Origin of the sequence: Mesorhizobium sp. M0808 (genome assembly GCF_040320025.1) — a bacterium.
Lineage (GTDB): Bacteria > Pseudomonadota > Alphaproteobacteria > Rhizobiales > Rhizobiaceae > Mesorhizobium.
This window is the reverse complement of sequence record NZ_JAMYOX010000009.1, coordinates 94663-115578: the sequence shown is the minus strand read 5'-3', so window position 1 is coordinate 115578 and position 20916 is coordinate 94663. Positions and strand designations below refer to the sequence as shown.

Here is a 20916-nt window from a genome sequence, read left to right as displayed (position 1 = left end):
GAAAGCTCGCCGCGATCCACCCGGTGAAATTCACACGGCCTGCTTGAGAGCCGTTTTTTCCGCACGCAATTCCTCGATCGAACGGACGTCGCGCCTTGCCGCACCGGCCCATTCGCGGGTCTTGATCCTGGATTTCGAAAGCCGTTCCTTCGCGGCCGGCACCGCATCGGCATATTGCGGCAGCCAGCGAGCCTGGGCGACGACCATTTCGTCCACCATTTGCCAAACCTCTTCCGGCGTCGAAACCGCGCCGACCAGCGGGTCGTGCAGGACCGCGAGCTTCAGCAGGTCGATATCGCCGGAGATCGCCGCATGAACCGACATGCGCTGGACGTTGATGGAGGAAATGCAAGTGGCGGCGCAGGCCTCCGGCAGCGTGATGCCGGAGGCCATGTTGATACCGAAGCGGTCGACGAAGCCGGGCGACTCGACGATCGCGTCCTGCGGCAGGTTGGTGATGATGCCGTTGTTCTTGACGTTGAAATGGCCGCGATAAACGCGGTTCGTCTCCAGCGCCTCGAGAATGTGGCTGGCATGCTCGTTGGAGCGCTTGGCGGGGTCTATCGGCCTGGCGGCGGATTCCAGAAATTGCGGGAACTCCGTTTCGAACCAGTTGCGTGTTTCGGTCGAATAACGAAGGTAGCCGCCGGTCTCGCCGTGGATCCAGTCGGACATGTCGATCCAGCGGGTGATTTCGTCCGGCCGCTTGCGATACCAGGGCAGGTATTCGGAAAGATGGCCGTTGCTTTCGGTCGAATAGACGCCGAAGCGCTTCAGGACATCGATGCGCAGCTTTTCCTGCTGCGAATAGACCGGATGCGCCTCGAAGGCGGCAACCAGCTCGTCCTTACCGATCTTGCGGCCGTTGAGACGCAGGTCGATGAACCAGGTCTGGTGATTGATGCCGGAGCAGACGTAGTCGAGCTCGGTGCGCGACTTGGCGCCGAGCACTTCGGCGATCTGGTCGGCGCCATGCTGGACGCCGTGGCAGAGGCCGACGGTATCGACCCTGCCATATTCGATCGCCGCCCAGGTGTTCATAGCCATCGGATTGGCGTAGTTCAGGAATTTCGCCCCAGGCTCGGCGACTTCGAGGATATCCTTGCAGAAATCGAGGATTACCGGAATGTTGCGCTGGCCATAGAGGATGCCGCCGGCGCAGATCGTGTCGCCGACGCACTGGTCGATGCCATACTTCAAGGGAATGCGGATATCGTCCGCATAGGCTTCGAGACCGCCGACGCGAACGCAGCTGATAATGTAGCGGGCGCCCTCGAGGGCAGCACGGCGGTCTGTCGTTGCCGTAACCTTGGTCGGCAGCCTGTTGAATTCGACGACCCTGTCGAGGATCGACTTGATCATCTGGAGGTTGCGCTCGCTGAGATCGGTCAATGCGAATTCGACATCCCTGAATTCAGGAACGCACAAAATGTCGGTGAAGAGCTTCTTGGTGAACCCGACGCTTCCCGCACCGATGATAGCGATCTTGAAACTCATCAGCCTCACCTCGACCTGATCGAATGCTAGGGCAAAGGCGGAGAAAAGAGGCCTGGCCCGCCTGCCACGCTATGCAGGCTGGAATCCGGCACTTCCTCCCATCCGCTCTTTGACCGCGGTTTCTTTTGCTTTTCTCGAGGGATTATGCGCCTTATTCGGCACGCGACCAGAGAAGGATTATGCTTTTAGGGGTAATTTTGTGCTGCGGAACTTGATCGACATCGGGCCGGCGGGCAGGACGGTATCGCTGCCGCGCGGGCGCCAGCGCCTACACACCATGCCGACAAGCACCGGCTATGAAGTGCGCGAGAACGAGGTCTACGACTGGGATGGGCGCAAGCGCGGCCTGACGCCGTTTACCGTGCTCCAGCATACGATCAGCGGCACCGGCCGATTGCGCTACGAGAACCGGAACTACCGCCTGCAAAAGGGCGACACTTTGCTGGTTCTCGTGCCGCACAACCACCGTTACTGGCTGGCCAAGGGCGAACGCTGGGAGTTCTTCTGGATATCGATGAACGGCGAGGAGGCACTGCGCATCCACAAGTCGATCCTTGCCGCCGTCGGTCCGGTGCTGCGGCTGCAGCCCTCGACGATCGATCATCTGGCTGATTGCAGTGTGCGCCTGATCACGGGCGCGGTCTCGCCGGGAGCCGCCTCGGCCGTCGCCTATGAAGCAGCCATGGCGCTCTACGACGATGTCTTCGGCTCGCATGCCGTCACCGACGACAAGAGCGCCATGCAGCCGGTCATCGATCACATCAGGGCCAATCTCGACAGGCCGCTCCGCGTTGCCGATCTCGCTGAGATCAGCGGCCTGAGCCGCGCGCATTTCTCGCGCTGCTTCGCCGAGAGCGAGGGACTTCCGCCCGCCGAATTTGTGCTGCAGCAGCGACTGCAGCGCGCGGCGAAGTTGCTGACGAAGACCGATTTCCTGCCGGTCAAGGAAGTCGCCATCATGTGCGGCTTTGAGGATGCCAATTACTTTTCGAAGGTCTTCCGCCGCCTCTACGGCATCAACCCGACGCAATTCCGCACCAACGGAATGTATGCCAGCCTGGGAACCGCCCGATAGATTGGCACCGCGCGTGGCGTCGGAAGCGGGAACGCTTTTGCTTCCCCTTGGTTTAGGACAAGAGAGCCTGCTCGCCGCTGCGGCAACCCGCTCTTGGCGGAGATCAGGTCACAGTTGTCAGGGGAGTGATCGATGAACAATCCCGATCCGAATAACCCGAATCCACTGCCGGACAATCCCAATCCGGAGCCGGCCCGGCCGCCTGCCCCGCCGGAGACTCCGCCGGGAGAACCTCCAGGCGTACCCCCGCCCTCGCCGGATCCAATTCCGACGCCGGACCAGGAGCCGATCGGAGTTCCTCCCGGCACGCCTTCCGAAATTCCTTCGGAACCGACCTTTCCCGGGCCGACCGCCTGAAGGGCGGTCGGGTGGAGGATGGCAAGGGTGATTTCGGCGAAGCGCTCGAAACGGGTCTTGCCATGGAACGTTTTGCGCTGGCGCTCATTCACCCTTCCATCATGGAAACCCGCGGCGGGTCCTGCAACCAACGGAGGTTAAAATGAAAGTTAGCAACTGCATGACAAAGGACGTCGAGATCGCCAGTCCGCAGCAAACCCTGCGCGATGCGGCAGAAATGATGGGTCGCCTCGACGCCGGCGCAATGCCGGTGGGCGAGAACGATCGGCTTGTCGGCATGGTAACGGATCGCGACATCGCAATCCGCGGCGTCGCCCAAGGCAAGACACCTGACGCCAAGGTACGGGAAGTGATGAGCACCGAGGTCAGGTATTGCTTCGAAGACGAAGACGCGGAGGATGTTCTGCGTAACATGGCTGACCTGAAAGTGCGCCGCTTGCCGGTGCTGAACCGCGACAAGCGACTGGTCGGCATCGTTTCGCTGGGCGACCTCGCCACCAACAGCGAAACGGCGACAGCAGGTGAAGCGCTGAGCGGCATCTCGCAACCCGGCGGCGAGCACTCGCAAACGATACACTGACGGCGCACCACCGGCCGGCCTTTGCTACGATCGAACCGCCGGCTGGATAGACGCCGGCCTGCCGGCGAAACTGTTCAGAGCGAACTGGACTGCAACCCGACGAGGAGCAAGCCATGATTACGATGAAGGCCGTCCGTATCCACGATTTTGGTGGACCGGAGGTTCTTTCGCTGGACGCGGTTCCGTTGCCTCAGCCGCATGACGACGAGGTCACGCTCAAGGTCTACGCGGCAAGCGTCAATCCCGTCGACTACAAGGTTCGCGAGGGCTCTTCGGGCGCGGATCTGCCCGTCACGCTCGGCCGCGACGTATCCGGCGTGGTGGAACTGTGCGGCACGCGGGCCCATATGCTGAAGAAGGGCGATCCACTATATGCCATGCTCGGCAACGACCGCGGCGGCAACGCCGAATATGTCGTCGTCAAGGCAACGGAGGCGGCAGCGAAACCGCAACGCTTAAGCCACGCCGAAGCCGCCGCCGTGCCACTTGCGGGCCTTACCGCGTGGCAAGGCCTTTTCGATCACGGCGGCCTCAAATCCGGGCAGCGGGTCCTTATCCATGGCGGCGCCGGCGGCGTCGGTCATCTGGCGGTGCAGTTCGCAAAGGCCGCGGGCGCGTTTGTCGCGACGACCGTTTCCGCGCAGGATTTCGATTTCGTCCGCGCGCTTGGCGCCGACCAGGCGGTCGATTACAAGAACCAGCGCTTCGAGGAGCTTGTCGAGAACGTCGACCTCGTTTTCGACCTGGTAGCGGGTGAAACACAGGACCGCTCGTGGGACGTGCTCAAGCCCGGCGGGACGCTCGTCTCAACGCTTTCCGAACCGTCGGCGGAGAAGGCCCGCCTGCATCGGGCTCGCGGCGTTTCCTATTTGACCAAGCCGAACGCGGCGCAGCTTGCCGAGATCAGCCGCCTCATCGACGCCGGGAAGGTCAGGCCATTCGTGCAGGCAATCTATCCTCTTGAGGAAGTCGCCAGGGCCGAGGAACAGCTCGAGAAGCAGCATACGCGCGGCAAGATTGTGCTTCAGGTAGCTGCCTGAGCACTCGCCGAACAACAGGCCGCAGGCCAGTTTGCGGAGTGCTCGGACACAGGCCGTTTTCTGCTGTCCAGAAGCCCGGCGGCCGAGAGTTTGACACAGGACGGCCCGCCGGGCCTGGCCGGCTTAGGCAGGTGCCGGCTGAAGCAGCATGCGCCGGGTTTGCCGGGATGCGCAAATCAAACAAATCAAGGAGATGCAACGGATTGTGAGGCACGTCGCGACGACACCTTCGCACCGCCGCCGTCAGTTAACTGCGAAGCGCAGGACACAGCGTTTGCCGACAGGCGGGCTAGTTCCTACCGGCCGCAAGCCGCAAAAACCGCTTCAAACTGTCGGAAACCGGCGATAGGTTCGAACCATGTCTCAACCCGCCAATCCGATCTCCATTGCCCGTCGCGATCAGATGTTTCCAGTGCTGGCTGAGGCGGACCTGGACCGCATGGGCCGTTTCGGCGAAGCTGTGTCCTATGCTGCAGGCGAACAGATCGTCAAAGCCGGCGAGCTGGCGCCCGGTCTGATCGTGGTCCTGTCCGGCAAGGTGGATATCATCCAGGGCGGCAGCTTCGGCCGGCGCGAAACAATCGTCACGCACGGTGCAGGCAATTTCGTCGGCGAGTTGGCGCAGCTTTCAGCCCGACCCTCACTGGTGGATGTGGAGGCGGTCGAGCCGGTCGAGGCGCTCGTCATCCCCTCGCAAAAGCTGAGGGACCTGATGGTGCAGGAAGCAAACCTCGGCGAGCGCATCATGCGGGCGCTGATCCTGCGCCGTGTCGGCCTGCTCGAGAGCGGCACAGCCGGCCCGATCATTGTCGGACCGGTCGACAGCGGCGACGTTTTGAGGCTGCAAGGTTTTCTGGCTCGCAGCGGTCAGCCGCATCGCGTTCTCGATTCGGCTGCCGATCCCTGCGCCAGGACCCTGATCGAACGCTTCCATGTCGATATCCACCATTTGCCGATCGTGCTCTGTCCGAACGGCAAGCTGCTGCTCAATCCCGGAGAGAACGAGCTTGCCCGCTGCATCGGCCTGGTGAGGCCGATCGACGCCGGCAAGCTGTACGACGTGGCCATTGTCGGCGCCGGACCGGCCGGCCTCGCGGCGGCCGTCTACGCGGCTTCCGAAGGGTTGTCGACGATCGTGCTCGATTGCCGTGCCTTCGGCGGACAGGCGGGTGCCTCCTCGCGCATCGAGAACTACCTCGGTTTTCCGACCGGCATTTCGGGAATGGCGCTGATGGCGCGCGCTTACAACCAGGCGCAGAAATTCGGCGTCGAGATGGTGATACCGGACGAGGCGAAGCTGCTGGGCAGCGCAAGCGACACGTCCGGTGCCCACTACACGCTCGCCGTCGGCGGCGGGGAGACCGTGCGGGCACGGTCGGTGGTGATCGCCAGCGGAGCGCGCTATCGCCGCCTCGACATGGCAAACCTGGCGCAATTCGAGGGAACCTCCGTGCATTACTGGGCTTCGCCGATCGAAGCGCGGCTTTGCGCCGGGCAAGAGGTAGCCCTTGTCGGCGCCGGCAATTCGGCTGGTCAGGCTGCCGTCTACCTGGCGGCGCATGTGAAGAAGGTATGGCTGCTGGCGCGCGGCAGCAGCCTCGATGCGAGCATGTCGCGCTATCTGGTGGAGCGCGTCAGGGCACAGCCGAACATCGAAGTGCTGGCTGAGACGCAGATTGCGGCACTGGAAGGCGACGACGGCAATCTTGGCAAAGTGCGCTGGCGCAACCGCGACACCGAGACAGCACGTCCGATCCGCCACCTCTTCCTGTTCATCGGCGCCGATCCGAACACCGACTGGCTGGCGCAATGCGGCGTGGCGTTGGACGCGAAGGGCTTCGTTCGCACCGGGCCTGACATTGGCCAGGAACGTGGTGCACTGGAGACGAACCGCGGCGGGGTGTTCGCCATCGGCGACGTGCGCTCCGGCTCGATCAAGCGCGTCGCCGCTGCCGTCGGCGAAGGCGCCCAGGTGGTTGCAGCGCTGCATGCATATCTCGCGCGAAACGGCAGTCTCGCCGTGGCGCCACAACTGGTCAGGAGCGTATGATGGCAGACGAATGCAGGCACGCCGGGGACATTCGCGACGTGACACCGAGCGCGCTCGGCTGCGAGGAATGCCTGAAGAGCGGTTCGCAGTGGGTGCATCTGCGGCTCTGCCGCACATGCGGCCATGTCGGCTGCTGCGACGACTCGCCCAACCGTCATGCCACCAAGCATTTTCGGGCAACCGGCCATCCTGTCATCGAAGGCTACGATCCGCCGGAAGGTTGGGGATGGTGCTACATCGACGAAATCTTCCTCGACCTCGGCGACCGCACCACGCCGCAAAACGGTCCGATACCGCGCTTCATTTGAGCTTTTTGCGAGCGGGCCGCTACAGCAATTCCAGGAAAAGTGTGAACGGTTTTCATCCGGAATTGCGTCAAAACAAAAGATGGAGCTGTTCGGCGTTTCCGTGAAACGATGAACCATTCTAAAGCATGTCGCGCAAAAGTGCAGCGGTTTTGCGATAACGACATGTATAAAACAAGAATCTAAAGCGCGTCGCATGAGGCCGATCGAACGCGACGCGCTTTAGTCCAAGGCTGCTTCGGCTTGAGCGGGCGTATCGCGTCCCTCTGGTGGTGCCGATGACCGCTCGCGCATATGCCTGACGGTCTGGAGGACACGATCGGCAAGAAATGCAAGCGCGCCCTGTGCCGTGCGCGTCCCGATGACGGATTCCAGCGTAACCGCCTGCGTTGAGAATTTGTGTTTGAACGACTCTGCGCCACAGAGGAAATCGACCATGCTCAAGCCGTGATCGATCGACCACTGCACGTAATCCATCAACAGGATCACACCCGGCGACGCCCGGCCGAAATCCGGATCGAACGTCGTCACGAAGGCCATCATCACGTCGTGCTGGACGAAGTTGATCGACACCGCGACCATCACGCCATTGCATTCGAGGACGAAGATATGCAGCACGCCGGCGCGCGCCAACGCATCGACGAGCGCGGCGAGTACCGGCACGCCCTCTTCGAAGAGGTCTGATTCACGCATGCGCTCGGTCAGCCATTTCCGCTTCAAGGCCGCGAGGCGCTCCAGTACCGGTTGCAGCGGCTCGTCGGGCGCAAGCAGGCGAAATCTCACCTCTCCGGTTTCTTCCAGCGCCTTGATGCCGCGCCGATAGTTCTGGCGCGTCTTTTTCGACTGGTCCGCCAACCATGCCGCTCCGCTTTCCCATTGTCCGGCAACGCGATAGCTGACTTCCGTTCGGTGAAAGTGACGAAGCCTGATGCCGCCGGAAGCTCCCGGCGTGAAAATTTTGCGGGCCGCCGCATCCGGCGAGAGACGACTGATCAAGGCAAGATCGAAGCCACCTGCATCGCAGAGTTGCGTCCATAGCTCCTGCAGCGCCGATAACGAGCATTCCGGAGCAACGAGAATATCCCCATAGTCGGTATAGCTGCCGGCCGCCCATTCGAGAAACCGCAGCCCTCTGCGCCTGCCGATCGCCAGCGGAACGACAGCAACGAGTCTCTCGCCCTTCCAGACCAGGCCGATCCGCAACGCGCGCTGGTCACGGCGTTGTACGGTACTCCACCATGCCGAAATCCAGGCATGGCTTTGAAAGATCAGCCCGTCGGTACGATGCCAAAGCTCCATCCAAGCGGCTTCGACCGCAGCCAGGCGATCCGCCGAACGGACGATTTCCAGGCGCTCCGCGCCTAGGACGTCGATGGAAACAGCGGTGTTCATGAAGGAGAACTGTCCTGTGGCTGCGCGACCACATTGGGCCGTCTGTGAAACAGTCGCATGACATGCCTTGCCATCTTCTTGAGCGGCAGGATGTAGAGCCCAAAGAGCGACTGGTAATCGCGCACATCGCGATCGACCAGGCCAAATTTCAGGTCTTCATCCGGCTCCGGGACAAATTGCGTTCCGAACAGACGATCCCAGAACGAAAAAAGCAGGCCGAAATTCTTATCGTAGTGACGCGGGTCGATGCTGTGATGCACCTGGTGCCAGTGCGGACACAGGATGATGTTGTTCAACGGGCCGAACGATATCTTGAGATGCGTATGGCGAACAAAGTCCATCATCAGGATGTTGCGGATGACGTAGACGTTGATGCCGAAGATAGCGACCTCTACCGGATCGAGTGCGATCAGGCTCCAGACACCGAAGCAGATGCCCGGGATGACGCCATCCCACATACGGTTCATCAGATCGTCCAGCGGATGAACCCGGTCCTTGGTGATCCCCACCATCACTTCGGCCGAATGATGTACCTTGTGCAATTCCCACAGGAACGGGAAACGGTGCTGGGCGACGTGGTAGAGGTAGTATGAAATATCATAGGCGACCAGCATGGTTGCGGTGAAGATGACGATCGTCACCGGTCCCGCCGGGCCGCCGAGAAGCGGCGCGTGGATGTTAAGGAGCCAGCCAATTGCCTCACGTGTGCCATAGCCCACCGCGACGACGAAGGTGACGCCGGCAGGAATAAGCAGGAAAGGCATCATCGCCCGTTTCGTGATCCAGAACAGGGCGTCGGCTCGCGCCGACGGGTGCAGGATGACTTCCTGTGGGAAGGCGAAGTCGAAAAAGTCCCTGAGGGACTTATGTTCGGCAGTTCGCCAGTAGGCGATCACCGCGCTGCCCAGTGCGGTGAGGAGAAGCAGGCCGAGCGTGGTCAGATTGACGTTCGAAAGCTTTTCCACAATCGCTCTGGCAAATTCGGAAAACATTGATGCAGCGGCTCCTGGTCGTAAGTCGTAAGAAGGCGATCTGGCGAATAGCAAAGCACAAAATTCCCGCCAAACTCGCTACGCCGCCTGCAACCAGTGGCTGTTGCGGGCGCAGCGGGCAAAGCAGGCTGGATGGTGCGAGACTAGCAGATCAACGGTAACGAAACCGCTAAATGTCCAAACGTAATTAATGTCGAATACGGCTGGAACTCGCCCGGCAACTCTACGTTGGCACCGGTTTTTGCTGTTGCGGCGGGTGAATTGGGGCAAGATGGATATCGATCCCGGCTTCGCCCACTTCACCGTGCCAGGCGAGGCGTTCGGCTTGCTGCCTAGTGCCAAAACGCAGTGAAACCCAACCGCCTTGGCCCGGCATGTCACCGCCCGCGCCGATATCGAGCGCAGCATCAGGAAAGCGGATGGCCAACAGTACCTCGTCGCCGCGCAATACCGTGACCGTATCTTCGTGCCGGTCGGCATGGAGGCCGGCGGCCAGTTGGAAGACGATCTCGGACTGGCGCCTGCCGCCGAGCAGTTGGTCGGTGATGAGGATGCCATCGGCCTGGCGCGCCAAAGTGCGCTGATGCACGACGCCGAAGCGGCTTCTATAGCCGTCATGCCGGGCGCTCAGCCTCCAGTGCGGTCCCGGCTCGCTCTCCACCAGCGCTGCGACTGCCTTGTGCGACCAGTTGAAATTTCCAGCGATGGTGCTTTGGCTCTCGCCCTCGATGTTGAGCGTGTTGTGCGCCGGTGTGGAGCGGAACCAGTCGCGCCATGCGCCTCCCGAACCGTAGAGCCAGGTGCCGGGATCGACCAGCACCGGCTCATCGTCGATGCACAGGGTGAGCGACAGCGCGTCGGCATGGCCGTGCGCCGCTATCGAGAGATAGCCGAGCGGTCCATGGTCGAACGTCAGTTCGACATTGCGGCCATTCATTGCTCCGCGCCAGACGGAGAGCCCGCCTTGCGTGAATGTCTGCAAGCCATGCACCGCGGGCGCCGGGCCTGACGGCGCACCAAAGAAAAGCGAACGAAAATCGTCAGGCTCCGGCGCGTTGCCCGGCGTCCCCAGTAAGCCGTGGATGGCGGCCGCGACGGATCGGATATAGTTCGGCTCGTCGCCCAGCTTCAGCACATGGCCCTCATCGTCGTCGCCGAAGCGGGCGGCTTTCTGTGGCAGCCAGCCGACGAAATTGGCGAAGGCGCCCAGACGCGCTTCGACGGCCGAGGGAAACGGCGTTCCCGCCTGGCGTGCCGCGGCGGCGCACAGCAAGATGAGTTCGGCGCTGAAGGCTGCATAGGTCGGCGTTTGCTCGGCACCGGCGCCGTCGGCAAGAATCTGCTTGTGCGTCTCATTTAAGAGGGCGCTGCGGGCAATTTCGGATTCGGCCCCGAGCGCCAGGCAAACCAGATATTCGCCAGCCAACTCTGCGACGAGATGGTTGTTGGCGGAGGAATATCGCGACGGAAACCGCGGCAGCCAATAGGCGCTTGCCGCGAGTATCTCACCAGCTTTCCGCAGCGTCGCCGGGTCAAGCCGGTCACCGATAAGGTCCAGGGTGACGATCAGGCTGATGGCTCGCAGCGCTACTTCGATGCCGGAAGCCCAGCCAATGCCTCGGAACGGCGGATTGGCGGAATGCCAACTGCCGATTGCCGCCTCAATGGCACTCCGGGATCGATTGTCCTCGCTGAGGAGCAGGTGTGCAGCCAGTACTGGCAATTGCTGCAGCCGGTTGACCTCCCAGACATATTTTATATCGCCAAGGTCGCCGCCATCGCGAAAATCGATATCGAAAGTATGAGCCTCGGCGCCAGGCCAAAGCCTGCCGGTTACCGGATCAAGACGCCAAAGCTCAGCAGGAAACAAAAGATCGGGCTCACGCTTTGGCCATGTCCGCCCGAGTGCCGAAAACCGGCCATGAAGCATCTCTTGCGCGGCCGCCGCTATGGCCTGCCGTTGAGCGTCGGTCGCTGCCAGCGCAGCATGGCGAAATCCGGGCAGCACTGGGTGCAACTGCGGCGATGGATAGCGCTCCCACCCATCATCGCGGCGGCGCGACACGATCCTTCGACGTTGCTCGCCCAGCCGGTGCAACACCTCGGCCGGTCCCATGCTGCGCAATCGGTTGATGTACCAGCCGATTCTCATGCACGCCCCGTCAACGTTTCGGTCCTTGTATACCATGCCGTCGAAAAGCTGCGGGCCGGCAATCTTCTTTCCCGTTCGTTGCGGTTAATATCTCCCGCGAGCATGCGGAGGGAGCGATGCGAAAAGCGGTGTATGTTGTTGCCTGGGTGCTCGCCTTGCTTGTGGCGGCCGCGGCAGAGCCCATCCCTCTCAAGCGCGGCGTTGGCGTGCATCAGTGGCTCAACTGGTCGCCGGTGGAGAAAGACGGAACCTACGTTTGGCCGCCCTATCGCAGCGAAAAGGAGTGGCTTGCGGAAAGCAGGCCGCTCACCGACTGGCCGGCCGGGGAGGTGTTTGCCCACATCCGATCGATGGGCTTCGACTTCGTCCGGCTGAGCGTCGATCCCGGCCCGCTGCTTGCCAGCGGGGACGCCAAGCGGCAGCAGGCGCTGGACATACTTGCCGCCGCCGTTGAGCGGATCACGTCGACCGGCCTCAAGGTGGTTTTCGACCTGCATGGCGTCACTCAGGTTCCCGACTACAGCATGGAGATGATCTATGGCGGCGCCGACAGCGAGGGCGTTGCCCGCTATCGTCAAATGGTTGTGGCGGTCGCCGCCATGCTGGTCAAGATGGGCACCGACAAAGTCGCCCTCGAACCTTACAACGAGCCCGCATACTACCCTTGCGATGCGAGCGGCAGCGATCACTGGCAGCGGATCATGGCAGGGACCGTCCACGACATTCGAGCGGTCAGCAGCGAACTTACCATCGTTGCAACCGGCGCCTGCGGCGGCAGCATTGCCGGATTGGTCAACCTCAGCCCCAGCTTTGATGACCCAAACCTCTATTACAGCTTCCATATGTATGAGCCGCACAGCTTCACCCACCAGCGGCCCGATGACACGATCAGCTTTGCTTCGGGACTTCCCTGGCCGGCCGACAGCAGTACACCCGAAGTGGTGACCGAAACCCTTAGAGCGCGGATGGAAGCTGCCGGCTTGAGCAGGGTCGAGCAGGTCATGAACATGGCCACCGCGCGCCAAGCAATCGCGAACTATTTCGAGCAGAACTGGGGCCAGAGCCAACTGGAGGCGAGCTTTCGCCAGGCTGTCGACTGGGCTGAAGGCCATGGCATTCCCAGCCGGCGGCTCTTCATGGGCGAATTCGGCGCTATCCTCATGTCCGCGGACGGCCGCATGGGCGCCTTTGAGGCCGACCGTTCGCGCTATCTCAAGGCAGTGCGCCGACAGGCCGAACGCTTCGCGATCCCATGGTCTGTCTGGGAGTTCTCCAATCCCTATGGGATGAGCCTCATCCCGCCCGATGGCCCCCCGGTTCCCGACCCGGAGATGCTGCAGGCATTGGGCCTGCCATAGGTGCCGTCACTCCCCCTCACCGGTGAATAGCCGGCGGCGAACCTTGACCGCCGGGCCTGATCGAGGAACGGCCTGTGGCAGCTTTTCTCGCGGTTGGGTTGTGTTGGCACGAAGTGTTTAACACATTTGTTGTACTGAAGTGAGGAATGCGCGCGCCTAGGGGGAACGATGTGTGGAATTGCCGGATGGATCGGTCGAAGGGCTAAAAATCCACAAGAGCGGGCCGCCAGAATGTCAAACGCATTGCGGCATCGCGGTCCCGATGCCGAAGGCACCGAGATATTGGACCTGAATACCGGCGAGCAACAATTGGCATTGGTCCATCGCCGCCTGGCGATCATTGACTTGGCGCCCGAGTCAAATCAGCCGATGCAGATTGAGGACGGTCGTCTCAAAATAATTTTCAACGGAGAGATATATAACTACATCGAGTTGCGCCAGGAACTGATCGGCCTTGGCCATCATTTTCGAACGCGCTCCGATACCGAGGTGCTGCTCCGAGCCTACGATCAGTGGCGCTTGTCCATGTTCGACCGGCTGAGCGGCATGTTTGCCTTTGCACTCTGGGATGCTCAGAGGCAGGAATTGATCCTCGGCCGGGATCCCTTCGGGGAAAAGCCGCTTTACCTCATGCAAAGCGAAAGATTGCTGCTGTTTGCCTCGGAGATCAACGCATTGTTGTCGGCGCAGCAAGATGCGCAGCAACTCGATCTGGATGCGGTGGACAAGTATCTGAACTGGCGTTATGTGCCGGGACCACGCACGCTTTTTAAACAGATCCGCAAGCTCAATCCCGGAAGCTATGCTGTCTGGTCGCAAGGGGTGGTTAAGGAAACGCGCTACTATACGCCTCCGGATCAGGCGGCCCTGACCGAGCGGATCGACGGAAAAACCGCCAAGAAGCGATTTCTGGAACTGCTCGACCATTCCGTCGAGATCAGGATGCGCAGCGATGCACCTTTTGGGGCCTTTCTCTCCGGAGGACTCGACTCCTCGGCTATCGTCGCGCTGATGGCCAGGCACAGCGCTACGCCCATTCGCACGTTTTCCGTCGGGTTCGACGACGCGGCCTATAGCGAACTTGCATTCGCCCGGCGCGTTGCCGATCATTTCAAGACCGATCATTGCGAACTTGTCATCCAGCCAGGCGATCTGATGGATCACCTGCCGGCGATGGTTCGCCAACGCGGTGCACCTGTTTCGCAAAGCAGCGATATTCCAATTTACCTGATGTCGGAGCGCGCCGCCCAGGACGTCAAGATGGTGCTCACCGGAGAAGGAGCCGACGAGATTCTCGGCGGCTATCCCAAGCATCGCGCGGAATCACTGGCCGGGATCTACCAGTCGCTTGTTCCAGCCTCGCTGCACGATAACGTCCTTTCCCCTTTGGTACGCGCCATGCCGGGCGCGTCGGCCAAGGTCGATACGTTTGCCCGCACCGCGGGCGAAAGGGACTTTGCCGCCCGGATGGTCTCCTGGTTTGGAGCCGTTTCGGCGCAGCAGAGCGCTTGCCTGATCGGCGCGTCCGCAAATCGCCGTTATGAGCGCAACGACTTTCCGTTCTCGTCAAGCGCTGCGGCTTCCCATCTTCGCCGCGTGCTGTTTTTCGATCAGACATCGTGGCTGCCTGACAATCTCCTGGAACGAGGCGACCACATGATGATGGCCGGTTCAATCGAAGGAAGAATGCCGTTCCTCGATCGAGACCTGGTTTCATTCGTCAGCAAATTGCCCGATCGCCACAGGCTGGGTTGGTTGCACAGCAAGCAGATCCTGCGCGACAGCATGGCCAATATCCTCCCGGAGGAAATTCTCCGCCGCCGCAAGGTCGGGTTCAAGGTACCGGTCGCCGAATGGTTTCGCGGATCTATGAGGAACTACGTGCATGACCATCTTTGCTCGCCTCACTCCGTCATTCGCAGCTATCTGAGTCCGAAACAGCTAGATCAAATCGTCTCGGAACACACCACGCGTGCTGCAGACCACGAAAAGCTGATATGGGCGCTGTTGAATTTGGAGATATTCCACCGCGAATTCAGGCTCGACGCGCCGCCGCGATCGTCGGCCTCAGCGCTTGACCGGTTGACGGCTTGACGCGGCCGACCGCCAGACATCGCAGATTGCGCCGACAAACGGGGCGAGCTCAAGCCGTTCCCGATGCACGGCCATGGCACCGGCACCAAGCTTTGCCCGCAGTGCCGGGTTCTCCACGAGGCGGCTCAGCGCCTCGGTCAACGCTGTAACATCGCCTGGCGGCACCAGCAGCCCGGATTGCCCGTCGGTGATTATGTCTTCGACGGCGCCAACCGGGGTCGCCACCACCGCCAAACCGGCTGCCATGCCTTCGATCACCGACATCGGCAGATTTTCGGCGAAGGATGGAAGAACCAGAATATCGGCCGAAGAAATCAGCGATGCGACATCGTCCGGTCCCACCCAACCCGGAAAGGCGATCCGGTCTGCAATCCGCAGCGCGGCTGACTTTGCCCGTGCCGCCTCGACTTCGCCATCGCCGGCAATCGTGGCGCGCCAATTCTTGACAGGGCTCATGCGGTGCAGTGCCTCGAGCAATTGCGGTACGCCCTTGCGGTCGCCGATGCGGCCCAGGAACAGGATATGCACATGGTCGCCGCCGCCGACATGCGCCAGCGACGGGACTTCGGTCGCATTGGGCACGATCACGATATTGCCGGCTGCGCCCGGCGCCCGGCTGGCGACGAAATCGCGCCAAAGCCTGCCCAAAACGATCACCCGATCGGCATGCTCGAACAGAGCTTTGATACGGCGGCTTATGAAACCGCGGTCGGCTTTCCAGAATGTCTGATACTGCGCCCCGTGCAAATGCAGGACATAGGGTATCGACAGCAGCCGTGCGCAGGCGGCGATCACCATCTTGCGGTAGGTGCTGCCGGAAACTGAGATGTTGATATGAATGACATCGGCGCGTCCAGCCAGACACGCTTTAAGCATCCGTAAGCAAAAACCGAGCATATAGAAGATCGAAAGTCCGACATGCCCCGGGCCACGACTGGCAAGGAAGCACACATCGATGTCGGCGATTTCTTGCCGTTCGAACTCCTGCTTCAGCGCCCCCATGATGCGGTCGATGCCGCCCTGCCCCGAAACGCCCGAGGGCGTCGCGACCAGGACATGTATTTTTCGATCGGATATGAGGCGCTGCAACATGATGGTACTCTAAATAACACAGACCGGGTAACTGCAAAGCAAACGTTCCCGATAAGGTTTACGGCAAATCTTTTAGTTCAAACTGAATCTGTTCACCCTTCGGCGTCATCGGGCTGGATTTTCCGCCAGTCGGCGGCTAGTCGAAGGTGAGTTTTCCAGGGACACGCCCTTGCTGCTCCGTTCCACGCTCATTTATGCTCCGGCGATCCTGCTGACGCGAATTTCGGCGCTGCTCCTGCTGGTCGTCGTGACGCGTTTGATCGACCAGACCGAGTATGGCCTGCTCACCCTGGTGGTGACCGTCGGGGAAATGACCGACATTGCCGTCACCAACTGGCTGCGCATCGCCTTGCTCAGGCTTGGCGGCAAGGGCGAAATCAGCCGCGGCAGCCTGATGCTGGCCGGGCAGGTGTTGCTTGCCACCACGGCACTGGCGCTGGTCATATCGGTAGGCGCGTCGGCGGTGATCGTGCCTGAACGCTGGGTCGAGTTCGCGATCGCAGTCTGCGGCTATTTGGTCGCCGGGTCCATCAGCCGCTTCGCGTTGACGGTGCTGCAGATGCAGCAGCGCCATTCGGTCTATTCGATGCTAGAAGCCCTGCGTGCCCTGCTGCAACTGGCGCTGCCGATCGGCGCCATCCTTATCTTCCAGGATAGCTTTCTGACGGTATCGCTCGGCTCGAGCTTCGGCGCCTTGATTGCCGGCATCGTGGCCGGCATCATGGCATCGCGACGGCTCGTTGCCGGTCCGCCGCGCTTCACCCACAGGGACTTCTTTGCGCTCGGTGTGCCGCTGATCATCATGGCGCTGGTTGGCTTCGGGCTCAACAGCGCGGAGCGTCTGTTCCTCAAGTTCTATTACGATGCCAGCGCCGTGGCGATCTTCGCGGCAGCCTATGCGCTGGCCCGCCAACCGATCGATATGGTCGCCAACGCCATCAACATGGGCGCCTTTCCCGAGGTGGTTAGCCGGTTCGACGAGGATGGGCCCGCGGCATCGGGTCGGTTGCTGTCGCAGTTAATGGCCTTGATGATGCGGCTTTGCCTGCCGATTGCAGCGATGCTGGTCGCGCTCAGCAGCGATATCACCGAGCTCATGCTGCCCTCGCAATATCACGGCCGCTTCGGCCTGCTGTTTCCGATCATTGCCTTCAGCGTGCTGTGTGCCAACCTCACGAGCTTCGTCTATGGCGTCGTGGTGCACGCGCACAAGCGGCCGTGGCTGCTGATCATCGCCAATCTCTTCGGCTCGGTGGCAACAATCGCATTGTCCCTGCTGTTGATCCCACCGATGGCGGAGATCGGCGCCGCTTTGGCGCTGGCGGGCGGCTCGGTGGTGGGCTCCATAACCTGCATTATCATCAGCGAGCGGCTCACACCGGTGCCGGTGCCATCGCGCGACATCGGTGTCTCGGTGGTCATCTCGCTCAGCACGGGGGTGGCCGCCAAGCTTGCCAGCATGGTGGCCGGCGACGTGCCGGCGATCTTCTCGCTTGTCGCCGGCGGCACTGCCGGTGCTGCGGTTTTCTTCGGGCTGACCTCGTTGTTCCACCCTGTGGCAGCGACGCAATTCGTCGCCCAGCTGCGAGCGCGGCTACGGATCGCGTAAAGCGAAGTCCAGGGTCAACGCCTGTTTTGTGGGGGAACGCGAATCTATAAACCGGCGTTTCGGCGCCAGCGACGCTCCCAGAACTCCCGGCACAGCAGTCCCGCATAGGCAGTGTTGGTGTCGTAGTAGCGGCGCCACAAGCGTCGCGGCTCCTGGACGACGCGGAACAGCCACTCCAGGCCGGCCACTTGTATCAGCTTCGGCGCGCGGGCAACCTTGCCCCCATAGACGTCGAAACTGCCGCCCACGCCCATCACGAAGCTTGAGGCGAGTTCATCGCGGTAGCGTTTGAGAAAGCGTTCCTTGCGCGGTGTCGGCATGGCCACCAGCAGGCAGTCGGCGCCCGAGGCGTTGATCGCCGCGACGATCCCGGCCTCGTCCTCCGGCTTGAAATAGCCGTTGCGCATTCCCGCTATGACGAGGCTCGGATGGTCCTTGGCAAGTCTCACTACAACCGCGTCGAGAACGTGCTGTTCGGCCCCCAGCAGATACGGCCTGAATCCACGCTTCGCGCAGAGGCTCAGCAGATTGATCATGATGTCGACGCCCGCCACCCGCTCGGGCAGCGCGACGCCGCACAGACGTGCACCCCAAAGCACGCCGATGCCGTCGACATTGACCACGTCCGCCCCAGCCACGTCCTCGCGCAGCTCGGCATTCTGGCGCATGGTCACCAGCTTGGCGACGTTCACGACCACATGATGCAGCGGCCGCCCCAGGGTCATCGCCTCGTCGGCGATGGCCAGTGTCTCGGCCATGGTCAGCGCATGGATCGGTGCGCCAAGGAACTCCCGGCGCCGTGATGCCAACAGGGAATGCTGCGCCCATGCCGGGGCGTGCGCGTTCATGCGGCCTGCTCCCTTGCAAGCGTCACTTGTGCGACCTCTGGTTTCTTGCCTTCGATGCGGGCGTCGGGCTTGCGTGCCTTGCGCCACGTCCACAGACCCCTCGTATCGACGAGCTTCTTGTCCTTGAGCGCTTCGGGGTCGACCAGATTGAACTGCCGATGGTCGACCAGGAGGACGACGATATCGGACTTGTCGATGGCCGAAAGTGCGTCGGTGAACACGATGCCCCTGCCCTCGAGCTCATGCGGCAGCGCATTTGTGTTGGGTTCAGCCGCAATGATCTTCACATTGGGGATATCGGACAGAAGTTTCACCACCTCGACGGCCGGGCTCTCGCGCAAATCGTCGATGTTGGCTTTGAAGCTGAGGCCAAGACAGGCGATCGTCTGTTTGCGGGAGGGGTCGAGCAAGGCCTCAATATCCCTGACCACCGACATGGGCCGTTCGGAATTGATCCGGCGTGCCGAAGCCATAAGCCGCGTGCTGTTGGGTGCGGCGTCGATGATAAAATATGGATCGACCGCAATGCAGTGACCGCCAACGCCCGGGCTCGGCTGGAGGATGTTCACGCGAGGGTGTCGATTGGCGAGATCGATCACTTCCCATACATTGAGCGACAGATCCTGACACACGGCGGCAAGCTCGTTGGCAAAGGCGATGTTGACGTCGCGGAACGCGTTCTCCGTCAGTTTCACCAGCTCAGCACTTTCGGCCGTTGTCATGAACAGGTCGCCGGTGACGAAGGTCGAATAGAGTGCCGCGGTCCGCTCCGACGATTTGCGGGACAATCCGCCGATCGAGCGATCGTTGTTGATCAGCTCGGTCAGCACCTTTCCCGGCAGCACACGCTCGGGCGAATAGGCGACCAGCACATCGGCGTCTTCGCCATGCTGGACAGGAAATTTGAGATCAGGCCGCAACTCGGCAAGCAGCCCGGTCATGATACGCGTGGTTCCAACCGGCGATGTCGATTCCAATACCACAAGGTCTCCCCGCTTCAGCACGGGGGCGATGCTTCGTGCCGCCGCGAGCACGTAGGTCACGTCCGGCTTATGATCGTGGGTCATCGGGGTCGGCACGGCGATGATATAGGCGTCCGCCGGCTGCGGCGTGCTGTAGGCCATGAGCTTGCCGTTCGCCACGACCTTCTGGATCAGACCGTCAAGGTCCGGCTCGACGATGTGGATTTCGCCGCGGTTGACCTTCTCGACCACCGCTCGGTTGACATCGACGCCAATGACGTTGAGCCCGCGGCTGGCGAAAATGGCGCAGGTCGGCAGGCCGATATAGCCCATGCCGATTACGGAAACGGTTTTGATTTCAGCCATGATGCAGCAGTTCCTCAACAATCCGGTTACTGGCCCGGCCATCGCCATATGGGTTGTGTCGTTCCGCCATGCCGCAATAGGCAGCCTGATCGTCGAGCAGGCGATTGGCGTTGAACAGGATTTTCTCGACGTCGGTGCCGACAAGACGGGCGGTGCCGGCCACGATCCCCTCGGGTCGCTCGGTATTTTCGCGCATTACCAGCACCGGCTTGCCGAGTGAAGGCGCTTCTTCCTGCACGCCACCGCTATCGGTAAGCACCAGATAGCTCTGCTTCTGCAGGTACAGGAACGGCAGATAGTCCTGCGGCTCGACCAGGTGGATGTTCGGCACGCCTTCCAGCTCTGCGTTGACCACTGAGCGCACATTGGGGTTTGGATGGACAGGGTAGACGATCTGCACATCTCCGCGCGCCGCCAATCCCTTCAATGCCGTACAGATGCGCTGGATGCCGCCGTCGAAATTCTCGCGGCGATGACCGGTGACGAGGATCATCTTCTTGGAAGGGTCGAGGAAAGGGAAGCGGGCAGCGAGCTTCGCGTTCATCAGCCTGTCAGCATCGATCGCGCTTGAAAAATGCAACAGCGTGTCGATCACCGTGTTGCCGGTCACGAAGATGGTGCTTTCGGCCTTTCCTTCGGCGATGAGATTGTCGCGCGCTTGAACGGTCGGCGCAAAATGCCAGGTAGCGATGTCGCCGGCAATCTTGCGGTTCAGTTCTTCAGGAAACGGCGAGTTGATGTTGTGGCTGCGCAATCCTGCTTCGACATGAGCGACGGGGACACGCTTGTAGAAGGCAGCCAGCGCCGCGGCCATTGCCGTGGTGGTGTCGCCCTGTACCATGACGATATCGGGCTGCGACTTTTCCAGCACCTCGGCCATGCCCAGGAGCACGCGCGAGGTCACGTCGAACAGCGACTGGCCGGGTTGCATGATGTTGAGATCGTGATGCACCGGCAGGCCGGTCAGCTCGACAACCTGGTCGACCATTTCACGATGCTGGGCGGTGATGCATATTTCGGTGATGAAGCCTGGATGAGCAAGGGCGGCACGCGCCACTGGAAAGCATTTGAGTGCCTCCGGCCTAGTGCCGAACACGATCAGCAGTTTCTGCCTGGATGGCAGTTTTGGACGTGAAAGGACGTTCAT

General features: G+C 61.4%; 15 protein-coding genes and 1 pseudogene. 8 read left to right on the top strand and 8 right to left on the bottom strand.

Annotation, left to right across the window (positions count from 1 at the left end):
- Window positions 1-30: 30 nt before the first annotated feature.
- A complete protein-coding gene (locus NKI25_RS14145; protein ID WP_352449637.1) occupies window positions 31-1497 on the bottom strand; it encodes an alpha-glucosidase/alpha-galactosidase in 1467 nt (488 codons plus the stop codon).
- A gap of 71 nt (window positions 1498-1568) precedes the next feature.
- Between NKI25_RS14145 and NKI25_RS14140 the strand changes: the two are divergent.
- From NKI25_RS14140 to NKI25_RS14120, 5 genes and pseudogenes are all read left to right on the top strand, one after another.
- Window positions 1569-2572 (top strand): annotated as a pseudogene (locus NKI25_RS14140) (AraC family ligand binding domain-containing protein).
- 499 nt (window positions 2573-3071) lie between these two features.
- On the top strand, window positions 3072-3509 hold the full coding sequence (locus NKI25_RS14135) for a CBS domain-containing protein (protein ID WP_031211895.1): 438 nt from the start codon (window positions 3072-3074) through the stop codon (window positions 3507-3509).
- A 113-nt stretch (window positions 3510-3622) separates the two neighbouring features.
- Entirely contained in the window at window positions 3623-4549 is a 927-nt protein-coding gene (locus NKI25_RS14130; protein WP_352998608.1) for an NADP-dependent oxidoreductase, read from the top strand.
- 358 nt (window positions 4550-4907) lie between these two features.
- The gene (locus NKI25_RS14125; RefSeq protein ID WP_352635915.1) at window positions 4908-6599 is read left to right on the top strand and encodes an FAD-dependent oxidoreductase; all 1692 of its coding nucleotides are present in this window, start codon (window positions 4908-4910) and stop codon (window positions 6597-6599) included.
- Complete coding sequence (locus tag NKI25_RS14120; protein ID WP_036238601.1) at window positions 6596-6907, top strand: UBP-type zinc finger domain-containing protein; 312 nt, start codon at window positions 6596-6598, stop codon at window positions 6905-6907. The genes NKI25_RS14125 and NKI25_RS14120 overlap by 4 nt, the downstream gene beginning before the upstream one ends.
- Window positions 6908-7126: 219 nt before the next feature.
- Here NKI25_RS14120 and NKI25_RS14115 read toward each other — a convergent pair whose 3' ends face one another.
- The 3 genes from NKI25_RS14115 to NKI25_RS14105 all read right to left on the bottom strand — a co-directional run bounded on the left by NKI25_RS14115 (window position 7127) and on the right by NKI25_RS14105 (window position 11440).
- On the bottom strand, window positions 7127-8296 hold the full coding sequence (locus NKI25_RS14115) for a GNAT family N-acetyltransferase (RefSeq protein ID WP_023677168.1): 1170 nt from the start codon (window positions 8294-8296) through the stop codon (window positions 7127-7129).
- A complete protein-coding gene (locus NKI25_RS14110) occupies window positions 8293-9288 on the bottom strand; it encodes a sterol desaturase family protein (RefSeq protein WP_023677167.1) in 996 nt (331 codons plus the stop codon). Before NKI25_RS14110 ends, NKI25_RS14115 begins: the two co-directional genes overlap by 4 nt.
- A 223-nt stretch (window positions 9289-9511) precedes the next feature.
- Window positions 9512-11440 (bottom strand): heparinase II/III family protein, encoded by a 1929-nt coding sequence (locus tag NKI25_RS14105; protein WP_031211889.1) that lies wholly within the window; start codon window positions 11438-11440, stop codon window positions 9512-9514.
- A 116-nt stretch (window positions 11441-11556) separates the two neighbouring features.
- Here NKI25_RS14105 and NKI25_RS14100 point away from each other — a divergent pair, with 116 nt between their 5' ends.
- Together NKI25_RS14100 and asnB are read left to right on the top strand one after the other, a co-directional pair.
- Window positions 11557-12798: a glycoside hydrolase family 5 protein gene (locus NKI25_RS14100; RefSeq protein ID WP_352998607.1), complete on the top strand. Its 1242-nt coding sequence runs from the start codon at window positions 11557-11559 to the stop codon at window positions 12796-12798.
- A 168-nt stretch (window positions 12799-12966) separates the two neighbouring features.
- Complete coding sequence (asnB, locus tag NKI25_RS14095; RefSeq protein WP_352998606.1) at window positions 12967-14892, top strand: asparagine synthase (glutamine-hydrolyzing); 1926 nt, start codon at window positions 12967-12969, stop codon at window positions 14890-14892.
- Here the strand turns inward: asnB and NKI25_RS14090 are convergent.
- Window positions 14866-15984, bottom strand: coding sequence for a glycosyltransferase family 4 protein (locus NKI25_RS14090; protein WP_352998605.1), 1119 nt, complete (start codon window positions 15982-15984; stop codon window positions 14866-14868). The genes asnB and NKI25_RS14090 overlap by 27 nt on opposite strands.
- Before the next feature lie 169 nt (window positions 15985-16153).
- Between NKI25_RS14090 and NKI25_RS14085 the strand changes: the two genes are divergently transcribed.
- Complete coding sequence (locus NKI25_RS14085) at window positions 16154-17593, top strand: lipopolysaccharide biosynthesis protein (RefSeq protein WP_352998604.1); 1440 nt, start codon at window positions 16154-16156, stop codon at window positions 17591-17593.
- Window positions 17594-17637: 44 nt separating this feature from the next.
- Here NKI25_RS14085 and NKI25_RS14080 read toward each other — a convergent pair whose 3' ends face one another.
- The 3 genes from NKI25_RS14080 to wecB are packed head-to-tail and all read right to left on the bottom strand — an operon-like array spanning window position 17638 to window position 20916.
- Entirely contained in the window at window positions 17638-18441 is an 804-nt protein-coding gene (locus tag NKI25_RS14080) for a WecB/TagA/CpsF family glycosyltransferase (protein ID WP_352998603.1), read from the bottom strand.
- Window positions 18438-19769, bottom strand: coding sequence for a UDP-N-acetyl-D-mannosamine dehydrogenase (gene wecC, locus NKI25_RS14075; RefSeq protein WP_023677160.1), 1332 nt, complete (start codon window positions 19767-19769; stop codon window positions 18438-18440). Before wecC ends, NKI25_RS14080 begins: the two co-directional genes overlap by 4 nt.
- The gene (gene wecB / locus NKI25_RS14070) at window positions 19762-20916 is read right to left on the bottom strand and encodes a non-hydrolyzing UDP-N-acetylglucosamine 2-epimerase (RefSeq protein WP_023677159.1); all 1155 of its coding nucleotides are present in this window, start codon (window positions 20914-20916) and stop codon (window positions 19762-19764) included. The genes wecC and wecB overlap by 8 nt, the downstream gene beginning before the upstream one ends.

What these genes read in the sequence shown, in the direction of transcription:
- wecC (WP_023677160.1), bottom strand. Translation starts at nt 19,769, where the DNA reads ATGGCTGAAATCAAAACCGTTTCCGTAATCGGCATGGGCTATATCGGC.
- NKI25_RS14125 (WP_352635915.1), top strand. Translation starts at nt 4,908, where the DNA reads ATGTCTCAACCCGCCAATCCGATCTCCATTGCCCGTCGCGATCAGATG.
- NKI25_RS14090 (WP_352998605.1), bottom strand. Translation starts at nt 15,984, where the DNA reads ATGTTGCAGCGCCTCATATCCGATCGAAAAATACATGTCCTGGTCGCG.
- NKI25_RS14110 (WP_023677167.1), bottom strand. Translation starts at nt 9,288, where the DNA reads ATGTTTTCCGAATTTGCCAGAGCGATTGTGGAAAAGCTTTCGAACGTC.
- NKI25_RS14100 (WP_352998607.1), top strand. Translation starts at nt 11,557, where the DNA reads ATGCGAAAAGCGGTGTATGTTGTTGCCTGGGTGCTCGCCTTGCTTGTG.
- NKI25_RS14135 (WP_031211895.1), top strand. Translation starts at nt 3,072, where the DNA reads ATGAAAGTTAGCAACTGCATGACAAAGGACGTCGAGATCGCCAGTCCG.
- NKI25_RS14115 (WP_023677168.1), bottom strand. Translation starts at nt 8,296, where the DNA reads ATGAACACCGCTGTTTCCATCGACGTCCTAGGCGCGGAGCGCCTGGAA.
- NKI25_RS14080 (WP_352998603.1), bottom strand. Translation starts at nt 18,441, where the DNA reads ATGAACGCGCACGCCCCGGCATGGGCGCAGCATTCCCTGTTGGCATCA.
- NKI25_RS14145 (WP_352449637.1), bottom strand. Translation starts at nt 1,497, where the DNA reads ATGAGTTTCAAGATCGCTATCATCGGTGCGGGAAGCGTCGGGTTCACC.
- wecB (WP_023677159.1), bottom strand. Translation starts at nt 20,916, where the DNA reads ATGAACGTCCTTTCACGTCCAAAACTGCCATCCAGGCAGAAACTGCTG.
- NKI25_RS14130 (WP_352998608.1), top strand. Translation starts at nt 3,623, where the DNA reads ATGATTACGATGAAGGCCGTCCGTATCCACGATTTTGGTGGACCGGAG.
- asnB (WP_352998606.1), top strand. Translation starts at nt 12,967, where the DNA reads ATGTGTGGAATTGCCGGATGGATCGGTCGAAGGGCTAAAAATCCACAA.
- NKI25_RS14120 (WP_036238601.1), top strand. Translation starts at nt 6,596, where the DNA reads ATGATGGCAGACGAATGCAGGCACGCCGGGGACATTCGCGACGTGACA.
- NKI25_RS14105 (WP_031211889.1), bottom strand. Translation starts at nt 11,440, where the DNA reads ATGAGAATCGGCTGGTACATCAACCGATTGCGCAGCATGGGACCGGCC.